Source organism: Pseudomonas sp. AU12215, from assembly GCF_001675465.2.
Lineage (GTDB): Bacteria > Pseudomonadota > Gammaproteobacteria > Pseudomonadales > Pseudomonadaceae > Pseudomonas > Pseudomonas nitroreducens.
Genome location: NZ_MACM02000176.1, coordinates 71,431 through 95,899, shown reverse-complemented (window position 1 = coordinate 95,899; position 24,469 = coordinate 71,431). Strand labels below are relative to the sequence as shown.

The 24,469-nt window shown below is 66.3% G+C and carries 26 protein-coding genes; 19 read left to right on the top strand and 7 right to left on the bottom strand.

The window, feature by feature from the left end; all coding sequences use genetic code 11:
* Position 1 precedes the first annotated feature (1 nt).
* The 3 genes from A9513_RS30005 to lafA all read right to left on the bottom strand — a co-directional run bounded on the left by A9513_RS30005 (position 2) and on the right by lafA (position 2,491).
* A complete protein-coding gene (locus A9513_RS30005) occupies positions 2-490 on the bottom strand; it encodes a hypothetical protein (RefSeq protein ID WP_141678551.1) in 489 nt (162 codons plus the stop codon).
* Positions 478-1,317 (bottom strand): transcriptional regulator, encoded by an 840-nt coding sequence (locus A9513_RS30000; protein ID WP_038803755.1) that lies wholly within the window; start codon positions 1,315-1,317, stop codon positions 478-480. Before A9513_RS30000 ends, A9513_RS30005 begins: the two co-directional genes overlap by 13 nt.
* Positions 1,318-1,606: 289 nt before the next feature.
* Positions 1,607-2,491, bottom strand: a complete 885-nt coding sequence (lafA, locus tag A9513_RS29995; RefSeq protein ID WP_024766291.1) for a lateral flagellin LafA — start codon at positions 2,489-2,491, stop codon at positions 1,607-1,609.
* A 306-nt stretch (positions 2,492-2,797) separates the two neighbouring features.
* Here lafA and A9513_RS29990 point away from each other — a divergent pair, with 306 nt between their 5' ends.
* From A9513_RS29990 to A9513_RS29965, 6 genes are all read left to right on the top strand, one after another.
* A complete protein-coding gene (locus A9513_RS29990) occupies positions 2,798-3,418 on the top strand; it encodes a CDP-alcohol phosphatidyltransferase family protein (protein WP_065086313.1) in 621 nt (206 codons plus the stop codon).
* A 65-nt stretch (positions 3,419-3,483) separates the two neighbouring features.
* On the top strand, positions 3,484-5,241 hold the full coding sequence (locus tag A9513_RS29985; protein WP_065086312.1) for a bifunctional alpha/beta hydrolase/class I SAM-dependent methyltransferase: 1,758 nt from the start codon (positions 3,484-3,486) through the stop codon (positions 5,239-5,241).
* 11 nt (positions 5,242-5,252) lie between these two features.
* Positions 5,253-6,593: a phosphatase PAP2/dual specificity phosphatase family protein gene (locus tag A9513_RS29980; protein ID WP_024766294.1), complete on the top strand. Its 1,341-nt coding sequence runs from the start codon at positions 5,253-5,255 to the stop codon at positions 6,591-6,593.
* A complete protein-coding gene (locus A9513_RS29975) occupies positions 6,583-7,029 on the top strand; it encodes a hypothetical protein (protein ID WP_024766295.1) in 447 nt (148 codons plus the stop codon). The genes A9513_RS29980 and A9513_RS29975 overlap by 11 nt, the downstream gene beginning before the upstream one ends.
* A gap of 14 nt (positions 7,030-7,043) precedes the next feature.
* Positions 7,044-7,673: a 1-acyl-sn-glycerol-3-phosphate acyltransferase gene (locus tag A9513_RS29970; protein ID WP_024766296.1), complete on the top strand. Its 630-nt coding sequence runs from the start codon at positions 7,044-7,046 to the stop codon at positions 7,671-7,673.
* A 1-nt stretch (position 7,674) separates the two neighbouring features.
* Positions 7,675-8,604: a phosphatidate cytidylyltransferase gene (locus tag A9513_RS29965; RefSeq protein ID WP_024766297.1), complete on the top strand. Its 930-nt coding sequence runs from the start codon at positions 7,675-7,677 to the stop codon at positions 8,602-8,604.
* A 162-nt stretch (positions 8,605-8,766) separates the two neighbouring features.
* Here the strand turns inward: A9513_RS29965 and flgA are convergent, their stop codons facing one another.
* Complete coding sequence (flgA, locus tag A9513_RS29960; RefSeq protein ID WP_065086311.1) at positions 8,767-9,564, bottom strand: flagellar basal body P-ring formation chaperone FlgA; 798 nt, start codon at positions 9,562-9,564, stop codon at positions 8,767-8,769.
* 75 nt (positions 9,565-9,639) lie between these two features.
* Between flgA and flgB the strand changes: the two genes are divergently transcribed.
* From flgB to A9513_RS29900, 12 genes are all read left to right on the top strand, one after another.
* On the top strand, positions 9,640-10,005 hold the full coding sequence (flgB, locus tag A9513_RS29955) for a flagellar basal body rod protein FlgB (RefSeq protein WP_065086310.1): 366 nt from the start codon (positions 9,640-9,642) through the stop codon (positions 10,003-10,005).
* A 4-nt stretch (positions 10,006-10,009) separates the two neighbouring features.
* A complete protein-coding gene (flgC, locus tag A9513_RS29950; protein ID WP_024766301.1) occupies positions 10,010-10,438 on the top strand; it encodes a flagellar basal body rod protein FlgC in 429 nt (142 codons plus the stop codon).
* Positions 10,438-11,109, top strand: coding sequence for a flagellar hook capping FlgD N-terminal domain-containing protein (locus A9513_RS29945; protein WP_065086309.1), 672 nt, complete (start codon positions 10,438-10,440; stop codon positions 11,107-11,109). The genes flgC and A9513_RS29945 overlap by 1 nt, the downstream gene beginning before the upstream one ends.
* A gap of 36 nt (positions 11,110-11,145) precedes the next feature.
* The gene (gene flgE / locus A9513_RS29940; RefSeq protein WP_065086308.1) at positions 11,146-12,333 is read left to right on the top strand and encodes a flagellar hook protein FlgE; all 1,188 of its coding nucleotides are present in this window, start codon (positions 11,146-11,148) and stop codon (positions 12,331-12,333) included.
* A gap of 9 nt (positions 12,334-12,342) precedes the next feature.
* The gene (locus A9513_RS29935) at positions 12,343-13,071 is read left to right on the top strand and encodes a flagellar basal body rod protein FlgF (RefSeq protein ID WP_024766304.1); all 729 of its coding nucleotides are present in this window, start codon (positions 12,343-12,345) and stop codon (positions 13,069-13,071) included.
* Between the two features lie 27 nt (positions 13,072-13,098).
* Positions 13,099-13,884, top strand: a complete 786-nt coding sequence (flgG, locus tag A9513_RS29930) for a flagellar basal-body rod protein FlgG (RefSeq protein ID WP_024766305.1) — start codon at positions 13,099-13,101, stop codon at positions 13,882-13,884.
* 2 nt (positions 13,885-13,886) lie between these two features.
* Entirely contained in the window at positions 13,887-14,549 is a 663-nt protein-coding gene (gene flgH, locus A9513_RS29925) for a flagellar basal body L-ring protein FlgH (RefSeq protein ID WP_065086307.1), read from the top strand.
* A gap of 39 nt (positions 14,550-14,588) precedes the next feature.
* Positions 14,589-15,668, top strand: a complete 1,080-nt coding sequence (locus tag A9513_RS29920; RefSeq protein WP_141678554.1) for a flagellar basal body P-ring protein FlgI — start codon at positions 14,589-14,591, stop codon at positions 15,666-15,668.
* Positions 15,668-16,708, top strand: coding sequence for a lytic transglycosylase domain-containing protein (locus A9513_RS29915; RefSeq protein ID WP_065086305.1), 1,041 nt, complete (start codon positions 15,668-15,670; stop codon positions 16,706-16,708). The genes A9513_RS29920 and A9513_RS29915 overlap by 1 nt, the downstream gene beginning before the upstream one ends.
* On the top strand, positions 16,705-18,072 hold the full coding sequence (gene flgK / locus A9513_RS29910; protein WP_065086304.1) for a flagellar hook-associated protein FlgK: 1,368 nt from the start codon (positions 16,705-16,707) through the stop codon (positions 18,070-18,072). Before A9513_RS29915 ends, flgK begins: the two co-directional genes overlap by 4 nt.
* 167 nt (positions 18,073-18,239) lie before the next feature.
* Complete coding sequence (gene flgL, locus A9513_RS29905) at positions 18,240-19,154, top strand: flagellar hook-associated protein FlgL (RefSeq protein WP_065086303.1); 915 nt, start codon at positions 18,240-18,242, stop codon at positions 19,152-19,154.
* Between the two features lie 120 nt (positions 19,155-19,274).
* Positions 19,275-20,321, top strand: a complete 1,047-nt coding sequence (locus A9513_RS29900) for a hypothetical protein (protein ID WP_024766310.1) — start codon at positions 19,275-19,277, stop codon at positions 20,319-20,321.
* Between the two features lie 280 nt (positions 20,322-20,601).
* Here A9513_RS29900 and mdtI read toward each other — a convergent pair whose 3' ends face one another.
* Together mdtI and A9513_RS29890 are read right to left on the bottom strand one after the other, a co-directional pair.
* Entirely contained in the window at positions 20,602-20,931 is a 330-nt protein-coding gene (gene mdtI, locus A9513_RS29895) for a multidrug/spermidine efflux SMR transporter subunit MdtI (RefSeq protein WP_065086302.1), read from the bottom strand.
* Positions 20,925-21,284 (bottom strand): multidrug/spermidine efflux SMR transporter subunit MdtJ, encoded by a 360-nt coding sequence (locus A9513_RS29890; protein ID WP_024766312.1) that lies wholly within the window; start codon positions 21,282-21,284, stop codon positions 20,925-20,927. Before A9513_RS29890 ends, mdtI begins: the two co-directional genes overlap by 7 nt.
* Positions 21,285-21,756: 472 nt before the next feature.
* Between A9513_RS29890 and A9513_RS29885 the strand changes: the two genes are divergently transcribed.
* The gene (locus A9513_RS29885; protein ID WP_065086301.1) at positions 21,757-23,394 is read left to right on the top strand and encodes a SulP family inorganic anion transporter; all 1,638 of its coding nucleotides are present in this window, start codon (positions 21,757-21,759) and stop codon (positions 23,392-23,394) included.
* A gap of 263 nt (positions 23,395-23,657) precedes the next feature.
* On the opposite strand, the gene A9513_RS29880 is transcribed toward A9513_RS29885, so the two are convergent.
* Positions 23,658-24,452, bottom strand: coding sequence for an ABC transporter ATP-binding protein (locus A9513_RS29880; protein WP_065086300.1), 795 nt, complete (start codon positions 24,450-24,452; stop codon positions 23,658-23,660).
* Positions 24,453-24,469: the final 17 nt, after the last annotated feature.

Here is a 24,469-nt window from a genome sequence, read left to right as displayed (position 1 = left end):
GTCAGCGATCGCGGGGGTGACGCGGACAGAATACCTGGCGCGTTTCCACGCCGTAGAGGCATTCGCCCAGGGGTTCGAGGGTGATGCGTGCGCCGCGCTGGCGCCCGTAGAGCAGGTTGAAGATCAGTTCGCTGTCCAGGCCGCTGTCGGCCTGCAGGTTGCTGATGCTGTTCTCTTCCACCTGCAACTGGTAGCGCCCGCCGAGGTCGCTGCCGACGTTGCCCGAGACCTCGAGGATGTTGGCGTCCTGCTGGATCATCGAGTAGAAGCGCCCTTCGTGGAACATGGTGGTCTGGGCGATTTCCAGCACCTTGCCGCTGCCCAGCAGCACCTGCCCGGAGGACGCGTAGCGGCCGTCGATAGCCGAGGTGCTGCGCGCGTGCTTCCACAGCATGCCCAGCGCCAGCGCCAGGCAGGCGATACCGAAAAGCGAGATCACCAGGCAGCGGCGCGCCACGCCGGCCTGGCGGCGTAGGTTCAGTTCAGGCACTTGCGCAACTGCTCCTGGGGAATCCGGGCGACCTGGCTCTCGTGGATCAGCAACCAGTTGGAGTGGCCTTCGGGTTGCACGCAGACCAGTTCGTAGAAGCCCGAGGTCATGTGCAGCATGAGGCCGATGGGGCGGGTGGCGAGGTCGGCCAGTTGGTGCGCCAGCGGCCGGGTGTTGCGGATCAGGCGTTGCAGGTCCTGTTCGTTGTCTTCGACGTAGGTGATCTGCAGCGAGCCCAGGTTCTGTTCGGTGGTAAGGACCGGGCTGCGCAACTGGGTGTAGTAGAAGGCGCCGGAGAGGACCAGCAGGCCGAGGATGCAGAGGCTGGCTGCGGCGAATTTCAGGCGCCGCAGATTCGGCGTTCGCGGCGCGGCTGCGGGGCTCTGCAGTGGAATCACTTCCGGCGTGGCATCGACCACTTCTGCTTCCACTTCCGACTCGCTCGCCTGGCCCACCAGATACTGCGGGTTGAACATGTACCCGCGGCGCGGCAGCGTCTGGATGATCTGTCGCTGCTTCTCGTCCGCCAGCACCTGGCGCAGGGTGTAGATCTGCTGGTTGAGGCTGCCCTGGCCGACGACGCGGTCGGACCAGGCGTGGGTCAGCAGCTCGTCGCGTGCGACCACGTCTCCGGGGCTTTGCAACAGGCGTTCGAGTACCCGGCTGCCGGAGAAACCCAGGTCGATCCGCTCCACCTGGCCGTCACGGTCGAGGTCGAGTTGATAGAGCGCGGGATAGAACTGCGCGATGCAATCGGAACGGCCAGTCCGGAGCTTCAGGCAGGCGATCGGCCGTCCGTCCGGTAGCGGTGAAATGAGTGTGTTCATCGAGCCCTTGCCAGCCGCGCCCTTGGCGGTCGCGGGGAAACTCCATTTGTCCATGGAGGCAGAGGCATTATTTTGACGTCAGAAAAATGTGGGTGCAAGTTCTGAATTTTGCACACTCGTGCTTGCAATTTTCACACGAGTCTCGAAACCGCTGGCGCAGGCGGGTTGCGCCGCGACCGCACGTCGTAACACCGCTTGTCAGCGTACCCGCAGACAGCAGAACGCCCCGCCGAGGCGGGGCGCTGCAGAATCAGGGCGCGCGAGGCGGGGGCCTCGCGCTGGCCGGGCCTTAGCCCAGCAGGCCCATGATCATGCTGGGCATCTGGCCAGCTTGCTTGAGCATGGAGATGCCGGACTGCATGAGCATGGAGTTCTTGCTCATGTTGGCGCTTTCGACGGCGAAGTCGGCGTCCATGATGCGGCCCTTGGACAGGTCGGTGTTGTCCTTCATGTTGGCCAGGTTATTGGAGGTGTGCTGCAGGCGGTTGATGTTTGCACCGAACTGCGCGCGCAGGGTGCCGATGGCGTCCAGGGCTTTGCCGGCGTTGTCGATGGCGGTGTTGGCGTCGGTGATGGTTTCCAGCTCGGTGCCGGCAGCAGGGGAGGCGCCGAACTGCTTGGTCAGTGCGGTGAAGGCATCGGTCACGCCCTTGAGCTGGGTGCTGACATCGACGTCCAGAGTCTCGGCCTTGTCGGCACCGATCTGGAAGGTTACGCCGCCTGCGGTGGAGCCGAACTTGCCGGCAGCCGCGTCGACGCTGAACAGGGCGTCACCGGCGAACTTGGTGTTGGCGATGATGTTGGTCAGCTCCTTGCCCAGTTCGTTGAACTCGGCGGACAGCGCCTTGCCGTCGTCGGTGGAGTTGGTGCCGTTCGCCGCCTGGGTAGCCAGGTCCTTCATGCGCTGGGTGATGTCGGTCAGCTCGCTGAACGCGCCGTCGGCAGTCTGCATCAGGGAGATGGCGTCGCTGGTGTTGCGCATGGCCACGTCCATGCCGCGGGACTGGGCGTTCAGGCGGGTGGCGATCTGCAGGCCGGCGGCGTCGTCGGCAGCGGAGTTGATCCGCAGGCCGGTACCCAGGCGCTGCTGGTTGGTGGCCAGCAGGCTGTTGGTCTTGCCCAGGTTGGTCTGGGTGATCAGGGAGGAATAGTTGGTTTGAATCGACAAGGCCATGGTGGACTTCCTGTATGAGCTGAATGAAGCCGGCGTTGTGCCTGCTGAAGGGGTAAGGCGACAGCTCGCGGGGAAGGATTAAGGGTGTTGGAAAATTTTTTGGCGCGGGGATTCCGACGCTACCGGCAGTCACGCTGCCAACATCGTCGTACACGGTCATGTGTCCTTTTGCCAGGGATCGATCATCTATCTTGTTGAGACATGTCTGACAGCCCCGACGCCGAGGTGCAGCTAAGCTCCCCAGGTCCACAAGGCTGTGGATAGTTCGTGTGAACCGCTCAGTGCGAACCCCGAGAAAGGAACCTCATGATCTCCGTCTACCAGCTCAAGTCCCGTTTCCAGAACCTGCTTCGCCCCCAGGTCACCCGTCTCCACGAGCGCGGCGTCACCGCCAACCAGGTGACGCTGGCCGCCTGCGGCCTGTCGCTGCTGGTGGCGCTCAGCGTCGCGCTGCTCGCCAGCCACGCCTGGATATTCCTGCTGATCCCCCTGTGGATGTTCCTGCGCATGGCGCTCAACGCCATGGACGGCATGCTCGCCCGCGAATTCGGCCAGCAGTCGAAGCTGGGCGCCTACCTCAACGAACTGACCGATGTGATCGCCGACAGCGCGCTGTACCTGCCGTTCGCCCTGCTGCCGGGCGTGACCCCAGCGCTGGTGGTGCTGGTGGTGCTGCTGGCGATGATCAGCGAATACGCCGGGGTGCTGGGCGTGATGGTCGGCGCCTCGCGGCGTTATGACGGGCCGATGGGCAAGAGCGACCGCGCACTGTGCTTCGGCGTCTTCGGTGCAGGCGTGGCCAGTGGACTGCTGCCGCTGTCCTGGCTCGACCCGCTGCTGGTGCTGCTGGCGCTGCTGCTGGTGCTGACTATCGTCAACCGGGTACGCCAGGGGCTGGCTGAACAGAAGGAACAACGGGCCGGCTGAATAAGGGCCTGTCGTGTCAGGAAGGGGACAGGACTGTCCCGCAAGCCATCGAAACAGAGGAAGTTATGCGCGAGTCTTCGAATCACCATTTCATCACCCACGACGGCGTCGAGCTGTTCTATCGCCACTGGCCGGCGGTGCCCGCCAACGATGAGCCGCGCCGCGCGGTCGTGCTGTTCCACCGGGGCCACGAACACTCCGGCCGCATCGGCCACCTGGCCGACGAGCTCGATCTGCCCGGCTTCGATGTTTTCGCCTGGGACGCCCGCGGCCACGGCCAGTCGCCGGGAGCGCGGGGCGATAGTCCGAGCTTCGGCACCAGCGTTCGCGACGTGCAGACCTTCGTCGAGCACATCGCTGCCACCCACGGCATCGCCATCAGCGATATGGCGGTGGTCGCGCAGAGTGTCGGCGCGGTGGTCGCGTCCACCTGGGTCCACGACTACGCCCCGCCGATCCGCAGCCTGGTGCTCGCTTCGCCGGCGTTCAAGGTCAAGCTCTACGTGCCCTTCGCCCGGCCGGGCCTGAAGCTGGCAAGGGCGTGGCGCGGCAACTTCTTCGTCAACAGCTACGTGAAGGCGAAATTCCTCACCCACGATCCCGAGCGGATCGCCTCCTATGACAGTGACCCGCTGATCGCCAAGGCGATCTCGGTGAACGTGCTGCTGGGCCTCTACGAAGCGGCTGATCGTGTGGTCGCCGACGCCCAGGCGATCCAGGTGCCAACCCAGCTGCTGATCTCCGGTTCGGACTTCGTGGTGCACCGCAAGCCGCAGCAACGTTTTTTCGACAACCTCGGCACGGCGCGCAAGGAACTGCACATCCTGCCCGGCTTCTTCCACGACACCCTCGGCGAGCTGAACCGCGAGCAGGCGGTGACCCGTGCCCGGCGCTTCATTCTCGAATGCTTTGCCCGCGCGCCGGAGCGCCCGGACCTGCGCGACGCCGATCGCTTCGGCTACACCTGCGCCGAAGCAGAAGCCCTGGCGACCCCACTGCCCAGCTGGTCGATCCGCGACCTCTACTGGCGCGCGACCCGCGCCAACATGCGCCTCGGCCGGTTGCTGTCGGACGGCATCAACCTCGGTTTCCAGACCGGCTTCGATTCCGGCAGCACGCTGGATTACGTCTACCGCAACCAGCCCGCCGGCGCGGGGCCCGTGGGGCGGATGATCGACCGCACCTACCTGGAGTCCGCCGGCTGGCGCGGCATCCGCCAGCGCAAGGTGCACATCGAGGAACTGCTGCGCCTGGCCATGGCCAGCCTGCGCGAGCAGGGCCGCGAGGTGCGCATCCTCGATATCGCCGCGGGCCACGGACGCTACATTCTCGAAGCGCTGCAGGGCGTCGAGCCGCTGCCGGAAAGCGTGCTGCTGCGCGACTACAGCGAACTGAACGTGCGCGAAGGCTCTGCGCTGATCGAGCGCCTGGGGTTGAAGGAGCATGCGCGCTTCGTCCAGGGCGATGCCTTCGATGGCGCTGACCTGGCCGCTGTAGAGCCGAAACCGAGCCTGGCGGTGGTGTCCGGTCTCTACGAGCTGTTCGCCGACAACGCCATGGTCAGCGGCTCGCTGGCAGGCCTCGGCGCAGCGGTGGAAGAGGGCGGCTACCTGATCTACACCGGCCAGCCCTGGCACCCGCAGCTGGAGCTGATCGCCCGCGCCCTGACCAGCCACCGCGCCGGGCAGGCCTGGGTGATGCGCCGCCGCACGCAACTGGAGATGGACCAACTGGTCGAGGCGGCGGGCTTCCGCAAGCTGGCCCAGCGCATCGACGAGGACGGCATCTTCACCGTGTCGCTGGCGCGCCGGGAGCTCCGTTGATGGGTGCAGCGATGCCGCCGCGCGACCCCGGCGTGTTTCGCCGGGCGGTGATCTGGCTGCTGTGCCTCGCGCCGTTCTTCTTCGCCAGCTACGGCTTCGCCAACTGGGTGACGGGGCAGCGCGAGACGGTCGGCGTGCTGGTGTTCGACTGGGAACGCGGCATGCCGCTGTGGCCATGGACGATCATTCCGTACTGGTCGATCGACCTGCTCTACGGCTTGTCCTTCCTGCTGCCACGCACCCGCCGCGAACTGGACAGCCACGGCTTGCGGCTGCTCACGGCGCAGGTGATCGCGGTCAGCTGTTTCCTGCTGTTCCCGCTGCGCTTCAGCTTCGAGCGCCCGGCGCTGGACGGCCTGTTCGGCTGGCTGTTCGATGTGCTGATGGGCTTCGACAAGCCGTTCAACCAGGCGCCCTCGCTGCATATCGCGTTGCTGGTGGTGCTCTGGGCGGCCTACGGGCGCTACGCCAGCGGAGTCTGGCGCTGGCTGCTGCATGGCTGGTTCGCGCTCATCGGGCTGTCGGTACTGACCACCTGGCAGCACCACTTCATCGATGTGCCGACGGGTGCCCTGGCCGGTTTCTTCTGCCTCTGGCTGTGGCCGCGGGAAGGGCGTTCGCCGCTGGCCGCCTGGACGCTGAGCAGCGATCCGCGACGACTTCGACTAGCCGTCTTCTACGCCATCGGCGCGGCGCTTGGCGGGATGCTGGCCCTGAGCGGAGGTGGCATCTGGCTCTGGTTGTGCTGGCCGGCGGTATCGCTGGCGCTGGTTGCGCTGTGCTACCTGGGCATCGGCGCGGAGGGCTACCAGAAGCGCGCGGAGGGCCGCCACTCGCTGGCTGTCTGTTGGCTGCTGGCGCCTTATCGGCTGGCCGCCTGGATCAATTCCCGCGCCTGGACACGCCAGCACCCGCAGCCCGATGAGGTACTGCCCGGGCTCTGGCTGGGCCGCCTGCCCGGCGCGGCGGAGCGCAAGGCGCGGCCCGAGCTGGGAGTGCTCGACCTGTGCGCGGAGCTTCCCTGCACTGCGCATGACGATCGTTACGCGAGCCTGCCGTTGCTCGACCTGATTGCGCCCAGCGTCGATCAGTGTCGACTGGGCGCCGCCTTGATCGACGAACTTCGCGCGCGTGGCCCGTTGCTGGTCTGCTGCGCCCTGGGTTATTCGCGCAGTGCGACGGTCCTGGCCGCGTGGCTGCTGTTATCCGGCCAGGCGGCCACGGTCGAGGACGCGGTGGCGCAGATTCGCCGCGCGCGTCCACGCATCGTGCTCAAGGCCGAACAACTGGCGGTGCTGGCGCAGGTCGCCGGTCAGCCGCAACTATCACGGGAGGTGAGTCATGTCGGTTGATCCGGGCCTGATCCTGGTGGCCAGCCTGCTGCGCCGCGGCAGCAGTCTCAATGGGTTGTCTTCGGCGCTGACGGTGCTCGCACTGGCGCTGGGCTTCTACGGCGCGCTGATGGCCAGCGCCACGCTGGCGTTCAGCCTGAGCATGGCGCTGCTGGTGCTGCTCGGCCTGGTGCAGAAGTTCTACGCCATGCGTGTGGCGCTGGACGCCGATCTGTTCGAGGCCATGGCCAACGCCGGAGAGGCGCTGCCGGAGAAAACCCGGCAACTGGACGACGCCCTGGCCACCCATGTCGGTGTGCCCGCGGAAATGTCCGGCCGCACCTGGAGCGAGCGCAGCCGTGGCGCACTGAAACTCCTGCGTCGGCAGGTGATGCTGTGTGCGGTGCAGTGGCTGGTTGCGCTGCTGTGCCTGATCGCCCTGACTTTCCAATCCTGAGGAACGCCCCCGCAATGCTGGAACGACTGTTCGCCTACGCCATCATCGCCGGTGCCCGCGCGGTGACCGGCCTGCGCAGCCTGTGGATCGGCACCACGCCGATCCCGGCGCAGCGCATCTACTACGCCAACCACAGCAGCCACGGCGACTTCGTGCTGCTCTGGGCCTCGCTGCCGCCCGAACTGCGCGCGCGTACGCGCCCGGTCGCCGGGATGGACTACTGGGGCAAGGGCGGCCTGCGTGGCTTCATCATCAACCGCGTGTTCCACGGCGTGCTGATCGACCGCACGCGCGGCGCAGAAGGCGGCAATCCGCTGGAGCCGGTGGAGCAGGCACTGGCCGACGGCGACTCGCTGATCCTCTTTCCCGAGGGCACGCGCAACCTCGACGAGGAGGTGCGCCTGTTGCCCTTCAAGAGCGGCATCTATCACCTGTCCAAGGCGCATCCGCAGGTCGAGCTGGTGCCGGTATGGTTGGACAACCTCAGCCGCGTGATGCCCAAGGGCCGCGCACTGCCGTTGCCGCTGCTGTGCACCCTGAGCTTCGGTGCGCCGCTGGCGGTGCAGGAGGGCGAGGCCAAGGACGCCTTCCTCGAACGCGCCCGCGAGGCGCTGCTGAAACTCGCCGCGCCGGAGGGTCGCTGAGATGAACCAGACCTGGCTGCTGTTCGCCGGTATCGGCGGCATCCTCGTTCTCGCCTCGCTGGTCGGCGCGGTGCTGCGCTGGCGCGCGCCGGCGGGACCGCACGCGGTGATCGACAACCTCAACGCGCGGATCAATGCCTGGTGGGTGATGGTCGCGGTGATCGGCTGCGCCTTCGCCCTCGGTTACTGGGCGGTGATCCTGCTGTTCTATGGCGTGTCGTTCTACGCCCTGCGCGAGTTCCTCACGCTGATGCCGACCCGGCGCAGCGACTACCCGGCGCTGGTCGCGGCCTTCTACTTCGTGCTGCCGATGCAGTACCTGCTGATCGGCATCCAGTGGTACGGACTGTTCTCCATCTTCATTCCGGTCTACGTGTTCCTGCTGCTGCCGATCCTCGCTTCGCTGGGCGGCGACTCCAAGCACTTCCTCGAACGCGCCTCGAAGGTGCAGTGGGCGCTGATGCTGGCGGTGTTCTGCATCTCCTACGTGCCGGCGCTGCTGACCCTGAACATCGAGGGTTACGAGGGCCGCAACCTGCTGCTGATCGCCTTCCTGGTGATCGTCGTGCAGTTGTCGGACGTGCTGCAGTACGTCTGCGGCAAGCTCTTCGGCAAGCGCAAGATCGCCCCCAACCTGTCGCCGTCCAAGACCCTGGAAGGCTTCGTCGGAGGCGTGGCGCTGGCCACGCTGATCGGTGGCGCGCTGTGGTGGATCACCCCGTTCGCCTTCTGGCAGGCGTTGCTGATCGCGCTGATGATCAACATCCTCGGCTTCTTCGGCGGGCTGGTGATGTCGGCGATCAAGCGCGACCGCGGGGTGAAGGACTGGGGGCACATGATCGAAGGCCACGGCGGCATGCTCGACCGCCTGGATTCGGTGTGCTTCGCCGCGCCGGTGTTCTTCCACTTCGTGCGGTATTGGTGGACCTGAGGCGGGTATTACCTTCGTAGGACCGTAGGGCGCATGACCTGGAACAGGTTATCCGCCAGCGACTCTGCGGGGATAACGCTGGCGCGTTATGCGCCCTACGGTCTGCCGTGCGGTTAGCCACCGTCACGCAGGGCTCATCCAACGTAAAACGGTCCGCGGCACTCAGAAGATGCTACTCACCTCTCCCGAGGCCAGCACCTTCGCGTCGATGACCTTCTGGCTGCGCAGGTTCTTCACCCGGATCACCTCGTCCTGCTTGCCGTTGGCCAGCGCCTCGCCGGCGGCGCTGGCCTGGATGCCGTCCTGGCTGGCGACGATCTTCACCTGCTGGCCGCGGCGCACCAGCAGCGCGCCGTCGAGCAGCGCCGGGCTCAGCGGCTGGTCGGCGCGGATGCGCCGGCGAGCGGTCTTGCCGGCGACCTCATCGATGCGGGTGAAGTAGCCCCGCGCGCTCTTGCCGATCTCCAGCGGTGCCAGTTTCAGCTGCCCCGGCTCCAGCGTCTGGCCGCGCTCGATCTCGCCGCTGGCGACCACGGCCGGCAGGAACACCGCGGGCTGGCTGGTGAAGTAGAGCGGCCAGCCGGGCTGCCCCGCGCAATCGGCCTCCAGCCGGCGCCGGGCGGTGGCCGAGGCGGGTGCTTCGCTCTCGCGCAATTGCGGCTCGCTCGGGCAGGCCGGCAGCTTGGCCAGGCTGTTGGGCAGGTTGTTGGCGACCCTGAAGGTCATGCCGTTCCAGCCCTGTTTTTTCGCTTCGCTCTTCAGTTCGCTGGCGATCAGTCGCTGTGCGGCGGCGTCGAGTTGCGCGCGGGCATCCTGCGCTTGCGCAAGAGCGGGAAGGAGGACGAGGAAGCAGGCGGAAAGCGCTTTTCCGCATCCCCCGCTGTGGCGCGCGAAAAGCGGAAACGACGCGTTGCGCCCGCGTTTTTTGGTTTCAATAAACGCCTTGTAAATCAACGACATGAAGCGACCTTCAGGGGTCGGCATGCTTTGTGCTGAATGGCCACGCACGCCGAACGATGAGAATGGGTTGCGGGAATGAGTATACGGTTTGACGAGACCCTGGGTCTCCACGAGAGAGCCCTCTCGCTGCACATGCAGCGCAGCGAAATCCTGGCCTCCAACCTGGCCAACGAAGACACCCCCGGCTTCAAGGCGCGGGACATCGATTTCGCCGCCGAGATGCAGCGCCAGGGCAACCCGTCGGCAGTGCTGGCCAGCGCAGGCCCGCAATCGATGGAGCTGAAGTACCGCATTCCCAACCAGCCTTCCCAGGACGGCAACAGCGTCGAGCTGGCCACCGAGCAGGCGGAGTTCTCGCGCAACGCGATGGATTTCCAGACCAGCCTGACCTTCCTGACCATGAAATTCCGCGGCCTCAAGCAGGCCATCGAGGGACGCTGACGCCATGGCATTCGATTCCATCTACCGCATCGCCGGCTCGTCGATGAACGCGCAGACCGTGCGCCTGAACACCGTGGCCAGCAACCTGGCCAACGCCGACTCCGCGGCCGCCAGGCCCGACGACGTGTACCAGGCGCGCAAGCCGATGTTCGCCGCCGTCTACGACAACGACCAGCTCACCCGCAGCGCCGGCATGGGCGGCGCCCACGTGCAGGTGCTCGACGTAGTCACCTCCGGCCGCGCCCCGCAGCGCCGCTACGAGCCGGGCAGCCCGCTGGCCGACGCCACCGGCTACGTCTACTACCCCGACGTCAACGAGATCGAAGAGATGACCGACATGATGTCCGCCACCCGCAGCTTCGAGACCGGTGTGGAAGTGCTCAACCGGGTGAAGAGCATGCAGTCCAGCCTGCTGAAACTGGGAGACGCCTGATGAGCACGGTGAACAACGACACCAGCGGTACCAGCACCAACGGCACGTCGTCCGGCACGCCCAAGCAGGCGGTGAATCTCGGCGAGATGGGCGACATGGAGAACAGCTTCATCACCCTGCTGGTCGCCCAGGTGCAGTACCAGGACCCGACCAAGCCGGTGGACAGCACCGAGTTCATCAACCAGTACTCGGCCATGGCGCAGGTGAAGAGCATGCAGAACATGACCACCCTGCAGCAGAACAACCTGGTGCTGATGGACAACCTGCAGACCCTCACCGCCGCCGGCCTGGTCGGCCAGGAAGTGAAGGTCAGCGCCGACAGCCTGCAACTGGACGGCGACAAGGTCAGCGGGCAGATCAACCTGGAACACGCCTCGGCCACCACCGTGCTGCAACTCACCGATGCCAACGGCGTGCGCACCGACATCACCCTCGGCCCGCAGGAGCCGGGCGCCGTGCCTTTCACCGTGGACCCCGAAACGCTCGGCCTGAAGCCGGGCAAGTACAGCCTCGCAGTGAAGACCGAGAGCGGCGAGACGCCGGGCATCGAAGTGTCCGGGTTGGTCCATAACGTCCGCGTCAGCGCCGACGGCCCGGTCCTGGAAGTCGCGGGCGCCGGTTCCGTGCCCTTCTACAAGATCGTCGAATTCAGTCAGGGCCAGGCCGCCTGAGCGCCTGTTCCCCCCCACTTAGGATGAGCTAACGCCATGAGCTTCAACATCGCCCTGACCGGCCTGAACGCGGTGACCCAGCAGCTGGACACCATCAGCAACAACATCGCCAACTCCGGCACCGTCGGCTTCAAGTCCTCGCGCACCGAGTTCGGCAGCGTCTACGCCGACACCAAGGGCATGGGCGTGGAAGTCACCGGCACCACCCAGAGCATCAGCCAGGGCGGCTCGCTGGTGTCGACCAACCGCAACCTCGACCTGGCCATCTCCGGCGGCGGCTTCTTCGTCGTCAAGAGCGGCAACGGCGACACCCAGTACACCCGCGCCGGGGTGTTCAGCCAGGACAATGCCAACTACCTGATCAACGCCACCGGCCAGCGCCTGCAGGGCTACCCGACCGACGCGGCCGGCAACCTGCTGGTGGGCACCGTGTCCGACCTGCAGGTGAAGACCGCCAACCTGCCGGCCAAGGCCACCGACAAGCTGGAGTTCGTCGCCAACCTCGACTCCAACGAGAAGGTGCCGACCGTCGCGCCGTTCGACCCGCAGAACGTGGCGACCTACAACTCCACCTACACCAGCAAGATCTACGACTCCCAGGGCAAGGAACACACGCTGACTCAGTACTTCGTGCTGACCGGCAGCAACACCTGGGACGCGCATTACGCAGTGGATGGCAATGCCGTGGGCGCCACCCAGTCGCTGACCTTCGCCCCGGACGGCTCGCTGTCCGCGCCGATCGCCGCGGTGCCGGTGAGCTTCAACCTGCCGGGCGTCAACCCGATGAACATCGCCCTCGACTACACCGGCACCAGCCAGTACGGCTCGGACTTCGTCGTCACCACCAACCGCACCACCGGCTACGCGGCCGGCGAGCAGACCGGCATCGCGGTGGAGAACGACGGCAAGGTCTACGTCAACTACAGCAACGGCCAGCGCATGCTGCAGGGCCAGGTCGCGTTGGCCAACTTCGTCAACAGCGGCGGCCTGCAGAACCAGAGCGGCACCGCCTGGACCGAGACCTCCGCCTCCGGCGCCCCGCTGATCGGCGTGCCCGGCATCGGCCAGTTCGGCTCGCTCTCGGCCGGCAACCTGGAAGGCTCCAACGTCGACATCACCCAGCAACTGGTGGGCCTGATGGAAGGCCAGCGCAACTACCAGGCGAACACCAAGGTGATGACCACCGACAAGGAACTCACCCAAGTGCTGTTCTCGGCTATCTAAGGAAATCCCATGGATCGTCTCGGCTACACCGCGATGACGGCGGCCAGCCGCAGCATGTCTGCGCTGGACATCCGCGCCAACAACCTGGCCAACGTCAACACCCCCGGCTTCCGTGCCGACCTGGAGCACGCCACCGCCGTGGACGTGAGCGGCGCCGGCTACGACAGCCGCCACCTGGCGCGCATCGAGAGCAGCGGCGTCGACATGAGCGCCGGGACCCTGATGGCCACCGGGCGCGACCTCGATGTCGCCATCCAGGGCCAGGGCCTGCTCGCCGTGCAGAGCGGCAACGGCGAGGCGTACACGCGCCAGGGCAACCTGGAGATCGACGCCGACCGCCAGCTGATGATCAACGGCCGCGCCGTGCTCGGCGAGGGCGGCCCGATCACCCTGCCGGAGTACGACGCCATCGCCATCGGCAGCGACGGCACCATCTCGGTGATGCCGCGCGGCGATTTCATGATGACCGACGTCGACCGCCTCAAATTGGTGGACGCACCGGCCGCGTCGCTGGTGAAGAACGCCCAGGGCCTGCTGGTCAGCAAGGACGGCCAGAACGTCGCCGCCAGCGACGACGTGCGCCTGGTCTCCGGGCACCTGGAGCAGAGCAACGTCTCGGCCATCGACCAGCTGGTGGGCACCATGAGCCTGAACCGGCGGTTCGAGACCCAGGTGAAGATGATGAAGGCCGCCTCGGATCTCGCCGAGGCCGGCGACCGCATGATCCGTGGCGGCTAACGCGCGGCGCGCAGACAGGAGCACAACATGAGTTCGGCACTTTGGGTCAGCAAGACCGGCCTGGCGGCACAGGACACCGCGATGTCCACCGTGGCCAACAACCTGGCCAACGTCAACACCGTCGGCTTCAAGAGCGACCGCGCGGTGTTCGAGGACCTGTTCTACCAGGTGCAGCTGCAACCCGGCGCCCAGGCTGACCAGGTCAACACCGTGCCGTCCGGCATCCAGCTGGGCAGCGGCGTGCGCGTCGTCGGCACGCAGAAGGTGTTCACCGAAGGCAGCATGCAGACCACCGGCCAGCCCATGGACCTGGCCATCGTCGGCAGCGGCTTCTTCCAGGTCGAGGCGCCCAACGGCGACACCTACTACACCGAGAACGGCCAGCTGCAGCTGAACAACGAAGGCATGGTGGTCAACGCCCAGGGCCTGCCGCTGACGCCGAATATCGAAGTGCCGGCCGGCGCCAGCCGCTTCACCGTCGGCAGCGACGGCATCGTCACCGCCATCCTTCCCGGCGAGACGCTGCCTACCGAGCTGGGCCAGATCACCCTCGTCAGCTTCACCAACCCGGCCGGTCTGGAAGCCCTCGGTGGCAACCTCTACAAGGAAACCGCCGCCAGCGGCGAGCCGCAGGAAGGCACGCCGGGCGAGGAGGGGCTGGGCACGCTCAAGCAGGGCGTACTGGAAGGCTCCAACGTGCAGGTGGTGGAAGCGATGGTGAACATGATCGCCATCCAGCGCGCCTACGAGGCCAACGCCAAGGTGCTCGACGCCGCGTCGGGCATGCAGCAGTTCCTCAACCAGACGGTCTGACCATGACGCGCCTTGCCCTGCTGCTCGTCCTGGCGCTGCTCGCCGGCTGCCAGAGCTTCAATGAGATGCTGCCGGACGAGGATTCCTCGCTCTACCAGCCGCCGGAGCTGGACTACAGCCTGCCGCCCACCACCAGCGGCGGGCTGTTCCGCTCCGGCTACGGCGGCTCGCTGCTGCGCGACAAGCGCGCCATCGGCGTCGGCGACATCGTCACCGTGGTACTCAGCGAGTCCACCCAGTCGAGCAAGAGCGCGGGCACCAGCTTCGGCAAGAAATCCAGCCTGGACGTGCCGGTGCCGACCATCCTGACCAAGGAGTACGGCGGCCTGGAAACCTCCGCCACGGCCAACCGCGATTTCAATGGCTCGGCGAAAAGCTCGCAGCAGAACACCCTCACCGGCTCCATCGCGGTGACCGTGCACAAGGTGCTGCCCGGCGGCGTGCTGCTGGTGAAGGGCGAGAAATCCCTGCGCCTGAACCAGGGCGACGAGTTCATCCGCCTCACCGGCCTGGTGCGCCTGGACGACATCAGCCGCGCCAACCAGGTGTCTTCGCAGAACGTCGCCAACGCCAAGATTTCCTACGCCGGGCGCGGCGTGCTCAACGACAGCAACTCGGCCGGCTGGCTGACGCGCTTCTTCACCCATCCGCTGTTCCCGATGTAAGCAGGCGAGCACTCCATGCGTAGAAATCTTTCCCGCCTGATGGCGCTGCTCTGCCTGTTCTGGCAGGCCGAGGCGCTGGCCATTCCGCTGCTCGACCTGGTCGACATCGAGGGCGTGCGCGAGAACCAGCTGATCGGCTACGGCCTGGTGGTCGGCCTGGACGGTACCGGCGACAAGAACCAGGTGAAGTTCACCAACCAGTCGGTGGCCAACATGCTCAAGCAGTTCGGCGTGAACCTGCCGCCGAACGTCGACCCGAAACTGAAGAACGTCGCCGCCGTGAGCGTCACCGCCAGCGTGCCGCCGTCCTACAGCGCCGGGCAGACCATCGACGTCACCGTGTCCTCGCTGGGCGACGCCAAGAGCCTGCGCGGCGGCCTGCTGCTGATGACGCCGCTGCAGGGTGTGGATGGCGAAGTCTATGCGCTGGCCCAGGGCAATCTCGTGGTCGGCGGCCTGCATGCGCAGGGGCAGAGCGGCTCCAGCGTGTCGATCAACAGCGCCAACAGCGGCCTGATCCCCAACGGTGCGACCATCGAGCGGATGATTCCCAGCGACTTCACCCAGCGCCCGGACGTGATGCTCAGCGTGCGCAAGCCCAGTTTCCAGACCGCCACCCAGGTGATGAACGCGGTGAACGAGCGCTTCGGCTCCGGCACTGCCACTGCGCTGGACGGCACCAGGGTGTCGGTGCGCGCGCCGGTCAGCAGCGCCCAGCGCACCAGCTTCATGGCCATGCTCGAAGGCATGGAGGTGCAGGAAGGCCGCACCCGGCCCAAGGTCGTCTTCAACAGCCGCACCGGCACCGTGGTGGTGGGCCAGGGCGTGCGCGTGAAGGCCGCCGCCGTGGCCCACGGCACGCTTACCGTGACCATCAGCGAGAACCCCCAGGTCAGCCAGCCGGGGCCCTTCTCCAACGGCACCACGGCGGTCACGCCGCAGTCGGACGTGTCGGTCAGCCAGGACAAGAAGCCGATGTTCAAGTGGCCCGAGGGCACCAGCCTGGAAAGCATCATCAACACGGTGAACAGCCTGGGCGCGACGCCGGACGACGTGATGAGCATCCTCCAGGCGCTGGAGCAGGCCGGCGCCCTGAACGCCGAGCTGGTGGTCATCTGATGAGCATCACCTCGCTCAACCGTCCCATCGTGCCGACCGGCCAGCCCGGCGAGTCGCCCGAGGCGATCCGCCGCGAGCAGCTACAGGCGGCCTCCGAGCAGTTCGAGGCGATGTTCCTGCAACAGATCCTCAAGCAGATGCGCAAGGCCGGCGACGTGCTCTCCGCCGGCAGCCCGCTGCGCAGCCGCGACCTCGATACGATGCGCGATTTCTACGACGAGGTGCTGGCCGAGCACCTGGCCTCGCGCAAGCAGACCGGCATCGCCGACCTGCTGGTGCGCCAGCTTTCCGCCGAGCCGACCGATACCGCCGAGCCCGTCGCGCTTGCCGATGGCGGCGAGGCGCTGCGCCGGCCTTCGGTGTCCAGCCGCAACCCGCTGGTGGATACCTGGCAGCGCGGGGTGGACCGTCTCGCCCACGCCTGGCAGCAGGGCAGCGCCGGTTTCCGCACGCTGGTGGACAGCGTGATCGGCCAGGAGTCCGGCGGCGACGCTGCCGCCGTCTCGCCCAAGGGCGCGCGCGGCCTGATGCAGCTGATGCCCGATACCGCCCGCGAAGTCGCCGGCGAACTCGGCCTGCCCTACGACGAGCAGCGCCTGACCAGCGACCCGGCCTACAACAAGGCGCTGGGCAGCGCCTACCTGGGCAAGATGCTCGACCGCTACGACGGCCAGCATGTGCTCGCCCTGGCCGCCTACAACGCCGGCCCCGGCAAGGTGGACGAGTGGCTGAAGAGCAACGGCGACCCGCGCAGCGGGCAGATCGGCATGGCCGACTGGGTGCGCAGCATCCCCTACGACGAAACCCGCAACTACACCCTCGGCGTACTCCGCCGCGTGCGTGAGGCCCAGGCGCCGGCGCATATCCCCGGCAGCGGCCTGTCGCCGGAGAGCGGCCTGAAGCACGCGCCGCAGGAAGGATTTAAGCGCCACGCCGATTCCGTCGCCTATCAGGGGCAACAGCCTGAATTTGTTTCCCGACCGGCCTCGGCAGCGTTCGCCCAGCCGATCCGCATCGAGTCGAAGGAGAGTGCGTCTTGAGTATGTTGAGCCAGATCGGCTACAGCGGCCTGCGTGCGGCACAGATTGCCCTGGCCACCTCCGGGCAGAACGTGGCCAACGCCAACACCCCCGGCTTCAGCCGGCTGAGCCCGATCCTTGCCTCGCTGGCCGGTGAAGGCGGCCTGAACGTCGGCGGCGGCGTGGTGGTGACCAGCATCCGCCGCATGGCCAACGACTTCCAGAACCAGCAGCTGTGGCGCGCCACCACCGAGCAGAGCTACTACGACAGCGGCCAGCAGTACCTGTCCGCGCTGGAAGGACTGATGGGCGGCGAGGGTTCGAGCATCAGCGTCGGCCTCGACAACTTCTTCGCCGCGCTCAGCGAGGCTACCGCCACGCCCGGCTCGGTTGCCCTGCGCCAGCAGATCATCAACGAGACCAAGAACCTCGCCCAGCGCTTCAACGGCCTGTCCGGCAACATCGACAGCCAGCTGCGCGCCCTGCAGGAACAGCGCGGCGCCATGGTCGGGGAGATCAACGGGCTGACCGACAATCTGGCGGCGCTGAACAAGCAGATCGTCGAGGTCGGCTCCTCCGGCGGCGACACCACCGCGCTGCGCGACCACCGCGAGAGCCTGGTGGCGGACCTGTCCAAATACGCCTCGATCCGCGTCAACGAAGTAGCCGACGGCTCGCTCACCGTGTCGCTCGCCAATGGCCAGCCGCTGGTGGCCGGCAACTCCGCCGGCCAGCTGGCGATCAGCCGCACCGCCAGCGGCGAGCAGGAAATCGCCCTGACCTTCGCCGGCACCAGTTTCCCGCTGGCCCAGGACGGCATGGGCGGCTCACTCGGCGCCTTGTACGACACCGAGTACGACTCGCTGCGCCCGAACCAGACCGCCCTGCACGAGATGGCCGGCCAGTTCGCCCAGCTGGTCAACGACACCCTGGCGGGCGGCTTCGACCTCGACGGCAACCCCGGCCAGGCGCTGCTGACCTACAACGCCGGCAGCACCACGGCGATGCTCTCGCTCAACGATCTCAAGCCCGAGCAGCTGGCACTGTCCGACACCGCTGGCGAGTCCGGCAACAACGTCAACCTGCTCAAGCTGCTCGACCTCAAGGGCCGGAACATCACCCTCTCCGGCAGCCAGGTGACGCTCAACGATGCCTTCGCCGGGCTGCTCGGCAAGGTCGCCAGCGCCAGCCGGCAGAACCAGGCCGACCAGAAGACCGCCACCACCGTGGCGGCCCAGGCGCAAGCCAGCCGCGATAGCGTCAGCGCGGTCAGCCTGGATGAAGAGGCGGTCAACCTGATCACCTACCAGCAGGCCTACCAGGCCAACATGAAAGTCATCAGCACCGCCAAGGAGCTGTTCGACTCGATGCTCGCGGCCTTCTAAGACCTTTTTACGATCTCGCGAGCTAGAGCAGAACAAGGCAAAAACAGGCTAAAAAAGCGGAGTTTACGCGGTGTAAATGAGCATTTTTTAGCCTGTTGTTAACGCAGTTATGTCGACGCGCAGCAGGTCGTAAACAGGTCTTAAGGGCCTTTGTGAAGGAAAGCAGAATGCGCATTACCAACGCACAGATCACCGCGCTGATGGGCGGCTCGATGAACAGCAACTCGGCGGCCCTGGGCAAGCTGATGCAGCAGATGTCCAGCGGCCAGCGCATCCTCCAGCCGTCCGACGACCCCATCGCCAGCGTGCGCATGCTGCGCATCCAGCGCGAGGAGGCGAGCCTGGCGCAGTACCGCACCAACATCGGCAACGTCTCGGGCAACCTGTCGACCCAGGAAACCAACCTGCAGGCCACCTCCGACGCGATGCTCAACGTGCGCGACCTGCTGCTCTGGGCGGCCAACGGCTCCAACACCGGCGGCGACCTCAACGCCATGGCCGGCGAGCTGGAGAATATCGAGAAGACCGTCGTCAGCTTCGTCAACGTGCGCGACGAAGAGGGCCGCTACCTGTTCTCCGGCACGCTCAGCGACACCGCCGCCGTGACCTACGAACCGCTGACCGACAGCTACGTCGCCACCGGCAACGACAAGTCGCGCCAGGCCGCCGTGGCCAACGGCGTACAGGTGGAAGAGAACGTCACCGCGCTCGGGGTGTTCGGCAGCAACATGGACTTCCTCAACCAGCTGCACGCCACGGTGAAGATGCTCAAGGACCCGGCGCTGGATGTCACCGACCCGGCGGTGCACGCGCAGATCACCGCGACCATCGACAGCCTCGATAGCGCCCACGATGGCGTACTCGGCGCGATTACCGAACTGGGCGGCCGGCAGAACACCCTGACCATGCTCAATTCGAGCAACGAGGAAGTCTCGCTGGTGAACCAGAAGATCAATGGCGAGCTGTCGCAGCTGGACTACGCCGGCGCCAGCATCGACCTGAACACCTACCAGCTCGCGCTGCAGGCCACGCAGAAGACCTACCTGAAGCTCAACGACCTGTCGCTGTTCAGCCGCCTGTAAGTTTCTTCGTAGGGGCTCCGCACGGAGGTCTGGACGCCAATCGGCGGATCGTCCCTACTTTTTATCCCGCCACCGCCCGGCCCTTGCGCCGGGCGGAGGCACATCGGTGCAGAGGTCACCATGAAGGTCATCAAACAACTGCCGGCCGCCGCCGTCTTCGACCCGAGCGCCCGCCGTGACGTCATCCTGCCGGCTGCCGGCGAGCGGCAAAATGCCCTGCGCAAGGGCGAGGACAAGGGTGAGAGCGCCGCGCAGATGGCTCGCGGTGCGCAGAAGAGCGGCAGCTTCAACCTGCAGCTCAACCAGCAGTTGTCGTCCATGCAGTCCGCCGACAGCTACCTGGGCGACCTGCAGGACCGCCTCGGTGGCCTCAAGCTCAACCTCAGCCGCGAACTCAGCGCGCCGCAATCCCAGGACCGTGAAGGCGTGCGCCAGGCTACCCGGCAGGTCAACGAGCTGCTGGAGCAGCGCGCCCAGCGCTCGGACGGCAGCCTCGACGCCAACTTCCGCCTGCGCCTCAACGAACCGGTGCGCAGCCGTTTCAGCCTGGAGGGGCTGGAATCGGTGGACGCGATCCAGCGTTCCGGCAAGGAAACCCTGCTGTTCAGTGCTGGCCGCCAGCTCGCCGAACCGGCGGCGGTGGTCCTGGACGATGGCATGAGTACCGAACAGGTGCTGCGCCGCTTCAACGCGACACTCGGCCAGGCCGGCATCCGCGCCGAACTCGATAGCGACGGCGCGCTGAAATTCTCCGCGCCCGAGGCCGACTGGCAACAGCTCAAGGGCCAGTTGGCGGTGCAGGGCGAGGGCAAGCTGTTCGCCAAGGGCAAGAACACCCGGCTGAAAAGCCAGGAAGAAGGGCTGCTGGCATTCCCCACCGAGATCAGGACCGATGCCTTCCGTGAGCAGCGCCAGTTGCTCGATTCGGTGGTCTCGGCGCTGGATCGTATCGGCGGCCTGCGCGATCAGTTGCGCCACCGCCAGGACGACATCCGCGACTTCCTCGACCGCCACGCCAGCGAGGATGAGCGCGAATGGGCGCACACCTTCGCCGCCTCGATGCTCGATCGCATGGGCCGCAGTGCCACCCACTACAGCGCAGCGGCGCAGACGGTGGTGGCTCAGGCGAATCTCAGTCGCTTCGCAGTGGTGAGCCTGCTGGCGTGATTCGCGTGGGTCTTTCGTAGGGCGGATAACGCGCCAGCGTTATCCGCCGCGAACATGCCGGCGGATAACCTGTTCCAGGTTATGCGCCCTGCGATCCTGATACGCCGGCGCAAGGGCTGTTCGCGCGCAAGAACTAGGCGTCCCCCTCGATCCTACAAGGGGCATCCACTCCGTCAGGATTTCTTTAGGAGCGAGCTTGCTCGCGAACCGCACGGCACCTTCCTCAAGACAACAAAAAAGGCGGAGCCCAGCTCCGCCTTTTTCATTTCACATTCGATGATCACGCCAGCTTCAGCAAGCCCATGCCCAGCACCAGCATCGCCAGACCGATCCAGCCGCGCCAGACCAGGCGCTGGCCGAACAGGGCCCAGCCCATGGCGACGGTGGCGAGAATGCCGAAGCCGCCCCAGATGGCATAGGCCACCGACAGTTCGATGCCGCGTACCGCCTGCGCCAGCGCGGTGAACGCGCCCAGTACGCAGAGGATCGAGGCCGCGCCGATGGCGCGCTTGCGGAAGCCGTCGGAGTACTTCAGCAGCAGGTTGGCAATCACTTCCAGGACGATGGCCAGGCCCAGCCAGGCCATGGGAATCAGGTCATGGTTCAGCATGTCACCACCTCCAGGTTCTTCTCACGCGGGGTGGTGCGGGTGCCGGATTTCACCAGCAGGATACCGGCGATCATCACGGCCAGGCCCAGGGCCTTGTCCAGGCTCAGGTGCTCGCCGAGGAAGAAGGCGCTGACCAGGGTGATCAGTACGATGCCGATGCCTTCCCACAGGGCGTAGGCCACGCCGACCGGCACGTGCTTGATGGCCAGCGACAGGAAGTAGTACGACAGGCCGATCATCACGTACATCAGCAGCAGACCCGCTACCGGGTACAGCGCATGGGTGAATTTCATCGAGGTGGTGCCAACGACTTCAAAGCCGATGGCGGCAAACAGATAGATCCAGGAACGCATGGTGGAGCCCTCCCACGGGCAGCCGCGCGCAGTCTCGCTAAGAGCATCCTTGCGGCGGTTTCGGTTCGGGTTTCGTGGCGCCGCCTCGGGCGGCAATCACCTATGAGTGTTCGCCGCGCTTGGCACCACCAACAGGTAGCAGCCGAAGGGAGGAGCTAGAGGTCGCCGGTCCAGTGGCGCTCGCGCGACACCAGGCGGGAAGTGGGGAGAGGTAGAGCCTTGATGTTCAACATAATGAACATATTGTGCCAAATTTCAGGTCGCCTGGCAAATCGACGGCCTCTATTCCGCGGTGAAACGCCGATGTTCCGGCATTTCAAAAGCCTGCTGGAAGCAGCGCGCCGTCAGGGTTGTGCAATATTTTGTTCACCCTGTTTTGCCTGCGACAGCGCGCCACAGTCATGACCTGCGCCAGGCCGTTTTCCGCTCCGGCCTGTTAGCATCCAGCATCGATATCCCGTCGGAGACTGTGATGATCGCCCTGCGAGAAGCCTGGAAGGCCGGACTCTTCGGCCGTGAGCATTGGACGCGCAACCTGGTGGCGGGCGTCATCGTCGGGGTGGTCGCCCTGCCGCTGGCCATGGCCTTCGCCATCGCCAGCGGGGTGAAGCCGGAGCAAGGCATCTACACGGCGATCTTCGCCGGCGCCCTGGTCTCGCTGCTGGGCGGCAGCCGGGTGCAGATCGCCGGGCCGACCGGCGCCTTCATCGTCATCCTCGCCGGGGTCACCGCCAAGTACGGCGTCGACGGCCTGCAGATCGCCACGCTGATGGCCGGCGCGATCCTCGTGCTGCTGGGCGTCAGTCGCCTGGGCAGCATCATCCGCTTCATTCCCGCGCCGGTGATCGTCGGCTTCACCGCCGGTATCGGCGTGATCATCTGGGTCGGCCAGTGGAAGGATTTCTTCGGCTTGCCTGCGGTGACCGGCGAACACTTCCACCAGAAGCTCTGGCACCTGATCCAGGCCCTGCCGCAACTGCACATCGCGACGACCCTGTTGGCGATGCTGAGCCTGGCTCTGGTGCTGTTCACCCCGCGCATCGCCGCGTTGCGCCGGGTGCCCGGCCCGCTGGTGGCGATGGTGGTGGTGACGGCGATCCAGTCGCTGTTCCATTTCGACGGCGTGGCCACCATCGGCAGCGCTTTCGGTGGCATTCCCCTGGGCCTGCCCAGCTTCAGCCTGCCGGAAGTGACGCTGCCGCGCGTGCTCGAGCTGATCGGCCCGGCCTTCGCCATCGCCATGCTCGGTGCCATCGAATCGCTGCTCTCGGCGGTGGTTGCCGACGGCATGGCCGGCACTCGCCACGACTCCAACCAGGAGCTGATCGGCCAGGGCATCGCCAACCTCGTTACCCCGCTGTTCGGCGGCATCGCCGCCACCGGCGCCATCGCCCGCACCGCGACCAACATCCGCAACGGCGGCAACAGCCCGCTGGCCGGGATCACCCATGCGGCCACGCTGGTGCTGATCCTGCTGTTTCTCGCGCCGCTGGCCTCGAACATCCCGCTCTGCGCGCTGGCGGCGATCCTCTTCGTGGTGGCCTGGAACATGAGCGAGGCACGGCATTTCCTGTTCATGCTCAAGCGCGCGCCGCGCGCGGACGTGGCCATCCTGCTGGTGACCTTCCTGCTCACGGTGTTCAGCGATCTGGTGATCGCGGTGAACATCGGTGTGATCCTCGCCATGCTGCATTTCCTGCGGCGCATGGCGTCCTCGGTGGAAGTCCACGCCGACGACGGCCCCGAGCTGGACGTGGAGCTGCGCGGCCGTGGCCTTGGCGACCTGCCGCCGGGGGTGCTGGTGTACAGCATCGAGGGGCCGCTGTTCTTCGGCGCGGCGGAGACCTTCGAGCGCGCGCTGGCCAAGACCCATACCGACCCGAAGGTGCTGATCATCCGCCTGCGCCATGTGCCGTTCATGGACATCACCGGCCTGCAGACCCTGCAGGAAGTGATCGAGCAGCTGCAGCGCCGTGGTATCGAAGTGCGGCTGTGCGAAGCCAATGCGCGGGTGCTGGGCAAGCTGCGCAAGGCCGGGGTGCTGGAGGAGATTGGCACCGGGTATCACCCGGATTTCCCGGCGGCGTTGGCGGCGGGTGTGGATCAGTAACGGGAGGATTGGGTGCGTTGGTTTGGCACCCTCTCCCCAGCCCTCTCCCTGAAGGGAGAGGGAGCAGATCGGCGTTACCGGCGTGCTCGGAGTTTCGCTTGAAGCCGAACAGTCCCCTCTCCCTTCGGAGCGGGGCGCGCAGCCAGGGTTAGGGAGAGGGCAAGCCATCACTGCGAGCTGACAGATCGCGTAGGAGCGGACTCCGTCCGCGAATCCGGCGCGATGCGGACCGATCGCGGACGGAGTCCGCTCCTACCCAACGATCAGCCCTGCATCAGCTCCGCCAACAGTTCCTCCTTGAGCTTCGTCAGCACCGGCTCCCCTCGCTCGCGCGGATGCGGCAGGTCGACCCGCACCTCATGGCGAATCCGCCCCGGCCGCGCGTCCATCACTACCACCCGGTCGCCCAGGTACAGCGCTTCCTCCACATCATGAGTAACCATGATCATGGTGCTGCGCTGCTGCACCCAGATGCGTTGCAGTTCGTGTTGCAGGCGCACGCGGGTGAGGGCGTCGAGGGCGCCGAAGGGTTCGTCGAGCAGCAGCACCTTGGGTTGGGTGATCAGCGCGCGGGCGATGGCCGCGCGTTGCGCCATGCCGCCGGAAAGCTGGTGCGGATAGGCCTGCTCGAAGCCGGTCAGGCCGACCAGCTCCAGGTGCTCGGCGACCCGCTCGCGCTTTTCGGCGCGGCCGAGCTTCTGGTTCTTCAGCGCCAGGGCGACGTTGTCTTCCACGGTCTTCCAGGGGAACAGCCGGTGGTCCTGGAACACGATGCCGCGCTCCAGGCTGGTGCCGGCAACGGCCTTCCCGTCGAGCAGGATGCGCCCGCTGTAGTCGTTCTCCAGCCCGACGATCAGCCGCAGCAGCGAGGATTTGCCGCAGCCGCTGGCGCCGACGATGCTGACGAACTCGCCGGGGCGCACGGTGAGGTCGATGTTCTCCAGCACCGGCAGGCTGCGGCCATCGATGGAATAGGCCTTGCTCAGGCCCTGGATGGCCAGCGCGCCCGATTGCGCCTGCTGGGCAGGAAGGATGGCGGGGTCAAGGATCGCGTTCATGATCGAGGCACTCATGG